General features: G+C 65.8%; 12 protein-coding genes. 6 read left to right on the plus strand and 6 right to left on the minus strand.

All coding sequences use genetic code 11. From position 1 onward, the window contains the following. Positions 1-19: 19 nt before the first annotated feature. Positions 20-337 carry an NIPSNAP family protein gene (locus tag ACE04A_RS21675; protein ID WP_230694195.1) on the plus strand — a complete coding sequence of 106 codons (318 nt, stop codon included), beginning with the start codon at positions 20-22 and terminating at the stop codon, positions 335-337. On the opposite strand, the gene ACE04A_RS21680 is transcribed toward ACE04A_RS21675, so the two are convergent. From ACE04A_RS21680 to ACE04A_RS21705, 6 genes are all read right to left on the minus strand, one after another. Next, the gene (locus ACE04A_RS21680; protein ID WP_448716377.1) at positions 327-1,112 is read right to left on the minus strand and encodes an alpha/beta hydrolase; all 786 of its coding nucleotides are present in this window, start codon (positions 1,110-1,112) and stop codon (positions 327-329) included. The two genes, ACE04A_RS21675 and ACE04A_RS21680, sit on opposite strands and share 11 nt — an antisense overlap. Further along, entirely contained in the window at positions 1,109-2,266 is a 1,158-nt protein-coding gene (locus ACE04A_RS21685; RefSeq protein ID WP_485820510.1) for a glycosyltransferase family 4 protein, read from the minus strand. The genes ACE04A_RS21680 and ACE04A_RS21685 overlap by 4 nt, the downstream gene beginning before the upstream one ends. Beyond that, positions 2,241-3,197, minus strand: coding sequence for a glycosyltransferase family 9 protein (locus ACE04A_RS21690; RefSeq protein ID WP_259250080.1), 957 nt, complete (start codon positions 3,195-3,197; stop codon positions 2,241-2,243). Before ACE04A_RS21690 ends, ACE04A_RS21685 begins: the two co-directional genes overlap by 26 nt. A 169-nt stretch (positions 3,198-3,366) precedes the next feature. Then, positions 3,367-4,494, minus strand: a complete 1,128-nt coding sequence (locus ACE04A_RS21695) for a serine hydrolase domain-containing protein (RefSeq protein WP_485820511.1) — start codon at positions 4,492-4,494, stop codon at positions 3,367-3,369. A 127-nt stretch (positions 4,495-4,621) separates the two neighbouring features. After that, positions 4,622-5,929, minus strand: coding sequence for an ATP-binding protein (locus tag ACE04A_RS21700; protein ID WP_279995866.1), 1,308 nt, complete (start codon positions 5,927-5,929; stop codon positions 4,622-4,624). After that, a complete protein-coding gene (locus tag ACE04A_RS21705; RefSeq protein WP_259250085.1) occupies positions 5,922-6,623 on the minus strand; it encodes a response regulator in 702 nt (233 codons plus the stop codon). Before ACE04A_RS21705 ends, ACE04A_RS21700 begins: the two co-directional genes overlap by 8 nt. A gap of 169 nt (positions 6,624-6,792) precedes the next feature. On the opposite strand from ACE04A_RS21705, the gene ACE04A_RS21710 reads away from it, so the two are divergent. From ACE04A_RS21710 to ACE04A_RS21730, 5 genes are all read left to right on the plus strand, one after another. Further along, complete coding sequence (locus ACE04A_RS21710) at positions 6,793-7,611, plus strand: IclR family transcriptional regulator (RefSeq protein WP_448716383.1); 819 nt, start codon at positions 6,793-6,795, stop codon at positions 7,609-7,611. Between the two features lie 190 nt (positions 7,612-7,801). Continuing rightward, a complete protein-coding gene (locus tag ACE04A_RS21715; RefSeq protein ID WP_448716384.1) occupies positions 7,802-8,578 on the plus strand; it encodes an enoyl-CoA hydratase/isomerase family protein in 777 nt (258 codons plus the stop codon). Between the two features lie 40 nt (positions 8,579-8,618). Further along, positions 8,619-10,199, plus strand: coding sequence for an AMP-binding protein (locus tag ACE04A_RS21720; protein ID WP_485820512.1), 1,581 nt, complete (start codon positions 8,619-8,621; stop codon positions 10,197-10,199). Between the two features lie 93 nt (positions 10,200-10,292). Continuing rightward, positions 10,293-11,285: a Bug family tripartite tricarboxylate transporter substrate binding protein gene (locus tag ACE04A_RS21725; RefSeq protein WP_259250093.1), complete on the plus strand. Its 993-nt coding sequence runs from the start codon at positions 10,293-10,295 to the stop codon at positions 11,283-11,285. A 30-nt stretch (positions 11,286-11,315) separates the two neighbouring features. After that, positions 11,316-12,098 (plus strand): enoyl-CoA hydratase/isomerase family protein, encoded by a 783-nt coding sequence (locus ACE04A_RS21730; protein ID WP_485820513.1) that lies wholly within the window; start codon positions 11,316-11,318, stop codon positions 12,096-12,098.

A 12,098-nucleotide genomic window follows, 5' to 3' on the forward strand; every position in this document is an offset into this window, starting at 1 on the left:
CATCAATCGAGGACACCCCATGCTTTACGACGTACGTACCTACACCTGCCGCGCCGGCACCATCAAGAAGCATCTGGCGCTGTATGCCGAGCACGGCTATGAAGTGCAAAGCCGCCACCTGGGCAAGCCCCTGGCCTACATGCAGACCGAGACGGGTGACGTGAACAGCTACATGCACATCTGGGTCTATGACAGCGCCGCCGACCGCGACGCCAAGCGCCAGGCGCTACAGAAAGATCCCGCCTGGGCCGGCTACCTGACCAAGAGCGCCGACGCCGGCTATCTGATCAGCCAGGTCAACCGGCTCATGACGCCCACGGCGTTTTTCAAGCCCTGAGCGCCTCCCCCTGAAGCGCGGGCGCCTCGGCAATCCCGTTGACGAACGCCGCCACCCGCGCGATCACTTCGCGGCGATCGCGACCCATCGTGATCAGGTGGGGGCTGTCTGCCAGCAGCTGCAAGGACACGTTCGTGTTGCATGCCCGACGCACGATTTCAAAGGCGTTCGACACGGACGCGATGTCGTCGTGCCGGGCATGCATGACCAGGCAAGGCGCACGCAGCAGGTTCATGCGACGCAACACCGAGGCCGTCAGCTTTCGCATCTGGGGAAGCGCCCACCAAGGGGTGCCCGGCTGCCCCATTGGGAGCGATCGTTCTGCAAACACGCGATGTTGGCCGATGCCCAGCGCCCGCAACACGGGCATCAGGAAGGCCAGCCGGGCATAGCGCGGCATGTCCCTGCCGTCATGTCGGAAAGCGGGCGACAAGGCCAGCACACCCGCCACGTGCAGCGGGCGTTCCTGCGCCAGGGCCAGCGCCAGTACCGCTCCCGTGGAGAATCCGCCAACCACCAGGCGATCGACCCGGCTTGCCAGCAGATCTGCCCCACGCCGCACGCTGGCCAACCAATCCAGCCAGCTTGTATTCACCAGATGTTCCCGCGTGCCGCCATGGCCCGCCAGCGTTACCGTCAGCACCGTGTAGCCCTGAAGATTCAGGCTGCGCGCCAGCAGGCGCATTTCCTTGGGCGTGCCGCTCAGGCTGTGGACCAGCAGGATGCCCGTGCGACCACGCGCGCCCTGTCCAACAAGCAGTTGCTCATTGTTCACGCCGACGACCCCTCACCCTGGCAGGCTTCAGCGGGCAGACTTGGATCCATCGCGCGGCGGTACGCCTCAAGCGTGCGGAACATCTTTTCGCCCAAGCGGAAGTGCGCATCCGCAAACGCACGGGCGTTTGCCACGATGGCTTGCGTATGCCACGGTCGGTTTCGGATTTGCGTGATGCAATCGACATAGCCCGCGACGTCGCCCGGCGCGGCCAGCCAGCCGGTCTGGCCGGGCGTGACGATCTCGGGTAAGCCGCCTACATTGCTGGCCACGACAGGGCGGCCCGTGGCGAAGGCTTCGGGCACGATGCGCGACCAGGCTTCCGTGGCCGACGGCACCAGCACGACGTCAGCCGCCCGGATCATGTCGGGCACATCCGTCCGATGGCCGGCGAACACCACGTGTTCCGCAATGCCTAGATCCACCGCCAGGCGGTACAGCTCGTACGCATAGGGCTGGGTGGCAGGGGTAGCCATGCCCACGACCAGAGCCACGGCGGGTACGCCTTGGACACGCAGGCGTTGCACGGCGCGTAGCAGGTCGGCCTGGCCTTTCTCAGGGCGCAGCATCGCAATGGTCGCGATGACGTAAGCCTCTTTGCCGGCAGGAATTTGCAGGTCGCGCCGGATGTGCAAGGCCGCGTCCAGTTCGTCAGCCGGCCGGAAGAATTCGTCGCCTGCCCATTCGCCCACGACGCTGATCCGATCTTCACGCACCAGCCGCGCGGCCAGCAGTTCCTGCTTGCCAACGTTGCTGGTCGCGATGACGTGGTCGCAGCCGATGTGCCATTCCAGCCGGCGACGCGGCGAGGTGCGCATCGGCTTGGCGAAATGACGGGTTCGGACAACCGCGCACAGGTCGCGGCAGAGCGCGGCGGTTTTGCCGTCGGCGCGGCTATGGCTGTCGATGACCTGGATGTGCAAGGCCTTGATGGCGCGGCGCAGCGCCAGGACGGTCAACGGCGAATATGCCGACTTGAAGTCGATGTCCACGGTTGTCAGGTGGCGCTCGCGCGCCGCGTGGCTGACGGCGCTGCCCGAGGGCGACGCGATGGCCACGTCGTAGCCGTGGTCTTGCAGCCAGCTTGCCTGCTCCAGGGTGCGGAATTCCAGTCCGCCCAGGCTGGGTTCAGCCAGCGTATGCAATATGCGCATGATGCTCCAATACATTAAGACAAGCGGCCAGCACGTCATCGGGCGTGATGGCGTCGATTCCGTCCTGCGGATGGGGCGGCACGACAGAGGCCGAGCCGCGCCGATGCCAGAACCATTCCGGATTCGGTTCGTTGAAAATTCCGACATAGGGCACACAGGCGCCTTGCCCAATATGCGAGGGGCCGCAGTCATTGGCCACCACCAGGCGCGCGCGCAGCATGATGGCGCTTAGCTCGGGAATTGGCCGGCAATAGGCAATGGCGAAGTCGGGCCGCTGCATCGCCTGCAAGGTGTCGCGTTCCGCGTCCTCTTGCCGGCCCAGCACGAACAGAAAGCGGGTGTCGTCGCCCAAGCGCCGCTTGAGCTTGTCGGCCAACAGCAGGTAATTCGCCAGGCTCCAGCGTTTGAATGCGCCCGAGCCGCCGCCAGGAATCATCACCACATCGGCGCTGTGAACGGTACGCAGGTGCGGGCGCGCCAGCGTCTGGAAACACGCGCGCGTTGCGCGTCCCAGGTCAAACGGACGGTACGCGGCCAGCAGGCGCAGATTGGCCTGGCCGATGTATTCGGTGATGTCCTTGCGGTGGCAATGCGTCCACGCCAGGTCGCTGATTCGTGCGTTACGAAACCCCAGGCGGATCGGCGGCCGACGCAACAGGTTGACCAGGCCGAAGCGTTCGCTGCTGTGATGCAGGCTGACGCATATGCGCGTCTGTTTCTTCAAGCTGCGCAGGTAATCGCCAAAGGTCGACGCCTGCGTGAACTCATCAACCCAGGGCAGCGCCCGATAGAAACCGCCCACGTTGTCACGGGCCACCACCTTGATTCCCAGCGACGGCCACCACGTCTTCAGCTGATACAGCGTGGGCATGGCAACGATCTGGTCGCCTAGCTGCGGCTGGCTTCTGACATACACAACGATTTCCGACACCTGCGGCCTCCCTGCCTGCGAACGCGGCCGGTCGACCGCTGGCGGGCAATGTATCGGGACGTGCCCGGCAAATTTCCGGGTTCCCTTTAACGATTGTGAAGAAGCATGCAGGTGCGCTTCATACAACTACACAATTTGCCGGCAGCCCGACGCGCGGACCACGAAGCGGCTACCTGCCTTGCTTGGCCTGGCGCATCATGCGCATGGCCGTGGTCGACACCGATGCGACCAGCGACTCGCCGGAATCAGAATTGCTCATGACCAGCACGGCAAGCTTGTCCTGGGGGGCTAGCACCCATCGCGCGTGGAACGCTTCCGTCGCGCCGCTGTGTTCACGCACCGAAGCGGCGCTTACCAGGTCGTCGCCACAGGGCGCGGCCAGCCATGACAAGGCGATGCGGCAATCCAGGTCCAGGCCGCCGCCCGCCACGGTGTCCAGGTCAAGCAGCGTCTGCGCGGATTTTTCCGTCAGCACCCGCTTGCCGCTGTCTTTATCGCTGTCTTTATCGCCGTATTTGCCGCCGTATTTGCCACCGGCAAACAACATGCTGGAAAAGCGCGCCATCTCGGACGCGCTCATCCACAGCCCGTCCGCCGCCTCGTTGGGCTGCGGTGCTTCAGTCCATGGCTGCCCGCGCCGATACCCGGACGCGCGCTGTTCCAGCATGCGCGCGTGCGGCTGAAACCCCGCGCGCGGCATATTCAAGGGTTGAAGAATCGTGCGGCGCACATAGGTGTCGAAGGGTTCCCGCGCCACATGCGCCACCATGTCGCCTAGCAGCGCGTACGCCATGTCGGCGCGGGCGCGGCCCATCGTGTCTTCCAGCGTGGCGGGATGCAGGCTCAGCAGATTGCGGGCGGTATAGGGTTCCGCGCCCATCCACTGCATGGCGTTGCGGCGGGGTTCAACATGCCAGTCCGGCAAGGCATCTTCGGCCGGGGCGTCCAGCGGCAACCGGCCATCGTCGGCGGCACGCAGTACGGCCGCCGCCGTCACGACCTTGCTGATGGCGCCCACGCGATACAGCGTGTCGCGGGTGGCGAGTCGGTGCCGCGACGCATCCGCAACTCCAAAGCCCGTGCTCCAGACCACGCGCTGATCATCCACGATGGCGATCGACACGCCGGGCACCCTGGCTGCGTCCATGTCGTAGGGGATGCGCTGGGCCAGGTATTCCACCACCGCCGCGTAGGCGCCCTTGGCGATGGTGGCCGGCGCGGCGGGGGGCAGGCTCTGGCAACCGCCCGCGGCAAGCAGCAACGTTCCAATGGCAAGCAAGCGACTGAGCGAGAACATGGCGGTCGGCAAACCCTATCAATGAGGAATGCCGTGATGCTATCGATGCGCCCGCGCGGGATCTTTCCCGGTTTGTAGGGAGTTTGTGAAGATCTTTACTCGGGTGTCGCCATGCCTGGCCGTGCGGTCAGGGCGCGTTCCAACTGATCACAAAGCGGGCGCCGCCCAGCGGGCTATCTGCCACGAACGCCGTGCCGTTATGCCAACGCGCCACGCGGCTGACGATGGCCAGCCCCAAACCCGTGCCGCCCGTGCCGCGCGCCCGGCTTTCATCCAGGCGGATGAAGGGCTCGAAAATTCGTTCGCGATCGGCGGGCGGCACGCCAGGCCCGTCGTCGTCCACCGTCAACACATAGTTGTGCGGCGCCGGACTGGTCAAGCCAACCTGCACCCGCTCGCCCGCGTGCCGGATCGCGTTCTGCAGCAGGTTTAGCAAGGCGCGCGTCATGTAACGCGAGTGCAGCCGAACCTCGTCCACATCGCATTGCGTCACGGTGCACTGCACACCCAGCAGCCCGGCCTCGAATGCCGCGTGCTGCACGACGGCATCCAGCCAGCCACGCGCATCCAGCGCCTGTAGCGCAACGTTGTCGCTCTTGTGTTCCAGGCGTGCGTACATCAGCAATTCCGACGCCATGCTGTCCAGCTCGGCCACATCGCTTTTCATTTCCTCAACCAGGCGGCTGCGCGCCTCGGGGTCGGGTTCACGGTCGATCATGTCCAACTCGAACGACAGCCGGGAAATGGGCGTGCGCAGTTCGTGCGACACCGCGTTGGTCAGGTCGCGCTGGTTGCTGATCAGTGCACTGATGCGATCGGACATCTGGTTGAACGTATCACCCAGCCCACGGATGCTGGAAAACCGCGACAGCCGCACGCGCGCGTGCAAGTCGCCCTGCCCCATGTGCTGCGCGGCGGTCTTCAGCGCTTCCAGGTCGCGCCAGATCGGCAGCGCCCACAGCAGCATGAAGCCGCACAGGAGCAAGCCCAACGCGGAATAAACGCCAACGATCACCCAGGTGCCGACAAGCGGTTCGGGGGGCATCTTGACCAGCAACCATTGCGCGCCCGGCCCCGGAATGGCGGCAACAAAGCTCATCAGCTTGTCACGCAGGAAGAACCCGCCCGCATCGATGGTGCGCCACTCCTCATCCGTCAGCGCGAAGTCCGCGGCGTTGTAGTCAGCGGGGTCCAGCACCTGCAAGGCCAGGCCGTAATGCGGCGCCAGCGTGTCGCGCACATAGTCGCGGCGCGCCTCGGGCGGCACGTTGGCCAGTTCCTGCTTCAGGCTGTGTAACTGGCCGCGCACCGCTTCGCGCGTGTAGTTCGCGGTCTCGGGCTCGAACAAGTAGTTCGCGGCCCGGTCCACCACTTCGCTTGACAGCACAAAGCCAATCGCCAGCACCACGAAGATGCGGAGGACAAACTTAAGCATCGCCTAGCTCGTGCGCCTTGGGCGAAAACAGGTAGCCCTTGCCCCAGATGGTCTTGATGCGCGTGGGGTCGCGCGGATCATCTTCCAGTTTGCGGCGGAGCTTGCTGACGCACACATCCACACTGCGATCCAGGCCATTGAATTCGATGCCGCGCACGGCGTTGAGCAGATCGTCGCGCGTCAATACCTGACCGGCCTGGCTGGCCAAGGCCCACAGCATTTCGAATTCCATGGTGGTCAGGTCAACCTCGACCCCCGCAAGCCGCACCGCGCGCGTCTGGCGGTCGATGGACAACGGGCCGAATTCCAGGTGATCCGGCTGCGCGTCAGTCTGGTTGTGGCGGCGCATCAGGGCGCGAATCCGTGCGAGCAGCACGCGCGGCTCAACCGGTTTGATGACGTAATCGTCCGCGCCGGATTCCAGCCCCAGAATCTGGTCCAGGTCATCTTCGCGAGCGGTCAGCATCAGGATAGGCGCGCTTGAAAACGCGCGCAGGTCACGGCAAACCTGCAAGCCGTCGCGGCCCGGCAGCATCAAGTCCAGGATGGTGATGGCCGGCTCGTGGCGGCGAAACGCCTCCACGGCATGGTCACCGCGATAGGCCTGGGCGACATTGAAACCGTGCTGTTCCAGAAACTGCGCGATCAAGCGCGAGAGCTTCGGATCGTCTTCGACTAACAAGGCCTTGGTCATGGTGTCCAGACTAAAGTTCTTGCACCGTTACGGTGCATTGGCGCGGCAAGCATACACCGAAAGAATGGGAATTTTGCCTGGGATTCGGGCCGCGCGGCAGCCCGGTTCCCGGGGTGTTCCAGGGCGGTACACTGTGCGCTCCCTGGCCCAGAGCGCTACCTGTCCGACCGTGCCCACCCCTCCGCTTACGCCCACCGCCGCACCCGCCAACGACATCGCCCGCGAGGACGACGTGGACGAACGCCTGTTCGTGGCGTCGGTGGAAAAGGCCATGCGCGTGCTGGAAAGCTTCGACCGCGACAACCAGGCGCTGTCGATTCTAGAGCTTAATGAACGCACCGGACTGGGCCGCAGCGCAACCCAGCGCTTTGTCTACACGCTGCATCGGCTGGGCTATCTGCAACGGCTGGCGGGCGCGAAAACCTATCGTTTGTCGACGCGGCTGGTGGGCCTGGCCGGGGCCATGCTGGGCGGAAACGCGCCCTTGCAACATGCCTGGCCGCACCTGGTCGAACTGGCGCGAGAAACCGGCGAATCGGTGTCGTGGGTAGAGCTCGACGGCGACGAGATCATCGTGCTGGGCAACATCCCCAGCGTGCATCCGGTGTCGGTGAACCTGCCGGTGGGCAGCCGCTTCGCGGCCCTGCCGGCGTCATCGGGGCAGGCCTTGCTGGCGCACCTTCCCGACGAAGCGCTACGCGCGCGGATCGTGGCCATGCCGGCCCGCGTGCGCGCCCGCTTTGGTGACCGCGACGACGACGAAATCCTCAGCTTCTTCACCAAGGCCCGCGCCCAGGGCTACTCGATGACCGAGAAGAACCTGGGTCAAGGCAGCGTGTCGATCTCCGTGCCGGTGGTCGATGCCCGTGGCCAGACCATCGCCGCCATCAATCTGTCCACGCTGGCCGCGCGCCACGACGCCAACGCCGTAAGTACCCGCCTGCTGCCGCTGGTGATGCAGGCCGCGCGCGACCTCATCGCGGCATAACAACTCCCCTCATTAAAATTTGCATGGCAATTTTATTGCCACAGCTTGTGCTCGCCTTCGGGAAACCCCTCGGTTTTTCCGCGCAAAAATCCGCCGTATGATCCATAAAAATTAAATAGTAATTACGTAAATTGCTATGTAATTTTCTTGTCCCCGACGGCGGCGGACGCTCTTGCAAAGGACGAACACCATGGACTTCATCAAATTGGAACGGGTTGGCAACGTAACGGTGCTGACGCTGAATCGGCCAGAGTGCCTCAATGCCTGGCATACGGCGATGCGCGCGGAAATCATGCAGGTGCTGCGCGAGGCCGCCACGGACTCGACCGTCGGCGCGCTGGTGATGACCGGCGCCGGCGATCGCGCCTTCTGCGCGGGCCAAGACCTGAATGAGGCGCGTGACTTCGACGGCGCCCGCGCCGAAACGTGGATCGGCGAGTGGGAAACCTACTACCACCTGCTGCGCGGCTTCCCGAAGCCCTTGGTCATGGCGCTTAACGGCACGGCCGCCGGTTCGGCTTTCCAGGTGAGCCTGCTGGGTGACATCCGCGTGGCCCACGACGGCGTGAAGATGGGGCAGCCCGAGATCAACGCCGGCATCGCCAGCGTGACGGGGCCGTGGATCATGCGCGAAATGCTTGGTCTGTCGCGCACCATCGAGCTCACGCTGAGCGGCCGCATGATGGACGCGAGCGAATGCCACCAGCTTGGCTTGATCCATCACCTGGTCCCGGCCGATCAGGTGCGTGCACGCGCGCTGGAGATCGCCGCCGACCTCGCGGCCAAGCCACCCGTGGCGCTGCGCCTGGACAAGCAACGCTTCCAGGAGATGACCGAAGCGGGCTTCCGGGACGCCATGAAGGCGGCCGCGCGCCTGCATCACGAATCGTACGAAAGCGGCGAGCCCGCCCGCATGATGCAGGCCTTCTTCGCCGAGCGCGATCAGCGCCGCCAAGCCGCCAACTGACGTGGCCGCCTCACTCGACTCTCCGATCGCTTCACGCATCATGAACGCAGACACTCACATCGACATCCCGTCGGCCTCCGACGAAACCCTGGCGCAGCTCATCGCGCGCCGCGCCGCCGAGGCGCCCGACGAGGTGTATTGCCTCTTCAATGACACGCCGCTCACGCTGGCCATGCTGCACGAGCGCGTGCTGCGCCTGGCCAACCTGCTGTGGCGTGAAGGCCTGCGCCCCGGCGACCGCGTGGCGCTGATGCTGCCCAGCCACCCCGACCACATCGTCGCCATCTTCGCGCTGGCCACGCTGGGCCTGGTGCGGGTGCCTGTGAACGTCCACCTGAAGGGCCCCTCGCTTGCGCATCTGTTCGAGCACCTGGCGCCGCGCGCCCTGATCGCCGACGCGGAACACGCCGACGCGCTGGCGCCCGAGCTCCACCGGCTGGACAAGGTGCTGTGGCGCGGCGGGCAAGGCCCCGATGCCGATGCCAGCCGCGCCTTCGAACGCTATCTGGACACGCCGGCTGACCCGCTGCCGGTGGCGCCCGGCCCCGACGACATCCTGGCGTTGACGCCAAGCTCGGGCACCACGGGCGCGCCCAAGGGTGTGCTGAAATCCGACCGCACCCTGCGCGCGGGGCCGCTCGCGATCCTGCGGCTGACCGGCGCCGAACCCGGCAGCGTATTCCTGTTGTGGGAATCGCTGCACCACGGCGCCGGCGTCGCGGTGATCATCTCGGCGCTGCTGGGCGGCACCCGGCTCGCGATGGTGGAGCGCTTCAGCGCGTCGCGCTTCTGGGACGACGCCCGCCGCTACGGCGTGACGCACATCCACTATCTGGGCACCGTGATTCCGATGCTGCTCAAGCAACCCCCGCGCGCCGACGATCGCGACCACGGCGTACAGATCGCGTGGGGCGGCGGCTGCCCGCCGGATCTCTGGCAGACCTTCTCACAACGCTTCGGCGTGGAAATGCGCGAAGGCTACGGGCTGTCGGAGCTGATCACCTTCGTCACCGTCAACCCTGCCGGGCCGGCCGGCTCCGTGGGCAAGCCGCTTGATTACTACGACGTACAACTGACTGGCGACGACGGCGAACCGGTGCCGGTGGGCCAGACCGGCGAAATCACGGTGCGCGCGCGCGTGCCCGGCCTGGAGTTCCTGGGCTACTTCCGCAATCCCGAGGCCGAGCGCGCGGCGCGCCGTGGCGACTGGTTCTGCACCGGCGACCTGGCGCGCCAGGATGAACAGGGCTTTCTGTATTACGCCGGCCGCAAGAAAGACATGCTGCGGCGGCGCGGCATCAACATCTCGGCATGGGAGGTCGAGCGCGTGATTGCCGAGCATCCCGATATCGAGGAGACCGCGCTGGTGGGCGTGCCCAGCGATCTGGGCGAAGACGAGCTCAAGCTCTTCGTGCGCCTGCGCGAGGGCCGCGAGCTGGCGCCGCTGGACCTGATCCGCTGGAGCGAGCCGAAGCTGCCGTACTACCAGATCCCGCGCTTTGTGGCCTTTGTTGACGAATTTCCCAAGACGCCGACGCAGCGCATTCAGAAGAAAGAGCTGTCGCGCCAGACCGACGGCGTGTGGGATTTGCAGGCCTCGGGCTACCGGGTCGGCAAGTAGCACGCTTTTATCAACCCGCAGTACAACACCCGCAGTTCAACGGACACATCAGAATCCGCGGGCGCGACCGCGCACCGCATCAAGGGGAAGTCGATGAACATCATTTTCAATTGGAAGTCGCGTTGCGCCACCTGGTTCGCCGCCGGCGCATTGAGCCTGGCGGCATTGCCGGCACAGGCTGAGTATCCGGATCGCCCGATCACGCTGATCGTGCCGTTTGCCGCCGGTGGCGCGGTCGACGTGGTCGGCCGGATCTTCGCCACGGCCTTGGGCGAACAGCTAGGCCAGACCGTCGTGGTTGAGAACAAGGCCGGCGCCAGCGGCAACATCGGCGCGCAGCAGGTGCGGCGGGCCAAGGCCGACGGCTACACGTTGCTGATGGCGCCCACCACGTCGTATGTGCTGAACAGCCGGCTGATGGGCAAGGAAGTCGTGGGCTTTGACCTGCTGAAGGATTTCCGCTCGGTGGGTGTGGTCGGCGAGCTGCCCGTCGTGCTGGTGGTGAACCAGGGCATGGGCGTCAAAACCCTGCCCGAACTGGTCGCCAAGGTGCGGGCGGCGCCGGCCGACTACGCCTACGGCTCTTCGGGCCCCGGCACGCTTGAGCATGCCATCGCCGAGATGTTCCGCCTGCGCGAAAAACTGGAACTGCTGCACGTGCCGTATCGCGGCGCCGCGCCCGCAATGGTCGACCTGCTGGCCGGCCAGGTGCAGTTGATGTTCGCCACCGCGCCAACCGCACTGGCCAACCTGCCCGGCGGCCGCATCGTGCCGGTGGGCGTGGCCGCGCGCAAGCGGCTGGCTTCGCTGCCCGACACACCCACGCTGATCGAACAGGGGTTGTCGGACTTCACCGCGTCGTCGGTCTACGCCATCCTGGTGTCGCGCGACACGCCGGAGCCGGTGGTGCAAGCGTTGAACAGCGCGCTCAAGCAGATCAACTCGGGACCGGCGCTGGCCGAGAAGCTGCGGCTGCAAGGCGTCGAGCCGGTCTACACCGACACCAAGCAGGCCGACGCGGCACTGCGGGCCGAGGTCGAGAAATGGAACAGCGTGGTGGATGCCACGCACATCAAACTGAACTGAACCGCCGCGACTGCGGCACGGGAGATTGCGTTGGCATCTGAAATTCTTGTGGAAAGCCGTGACGGGGGCCGCGTGGCCGTCGTCACCATCAACCGGCCGCATCGGCGCAACGCCTGCGACCTGGCGGCCTGGCGCGATATGCGCGACGTCTTTCGCGGTTTTGCCGAAGACCGGGCGCTGCGGCTGGCGGTGCTGACCGGCGCGCAGGGCCACTTCTGCGCGGGCGACGACATTCTTGCGTTTCGCGAGGCACTGTCGGACCCGGAGCGCGCCGACGCCTATCGCGCCGTGATCCAGGAATGCTTCGCGGCCGTGCAGGCCGCGCCGGTGCCGGTGATCGCCGCAATGAGCGGCGTGTGCGTGGGCGGCGGTGCAAGCCTGGCGCTGTGCTGCGACTTCCGCGTGGGCGATGCCAGCGCCCGGGTCAGCGTGCCCGTGGCGCGCCTGGGCCTGGTCTATCCCACCATCCAGTTGCAACGCCTGTCCCAACTTATCGGCGTGAGCCAGACGCGGCGCTGGCTCTACACCGGCGAGTTCGTGAACGCCGACTCGGCACACCAGGCGGGCTTCATCGACGCCATCCACGACGACCCGGTGGCCGGCGCGCTGGCATTCGGCGCGGGCATGATGGACAACGCGCCGCTGTCGATTGCCGGCAGCAAGCTCCAGCTCAACGCAATTTCGGCAGGCACGCTGATCGAGGACGCCGCGCGCATCCAGGCGCTGGCGGACCAGGCCAACCAAAGCGAGGATTACCGCAACGCCGCGACCGCCTTCGCCGAGAAACGACAACCGGTGTTTGTCGGGCGCTAA

The organism is Achromobacter colocynthidis, assembly GCF_057334535.1.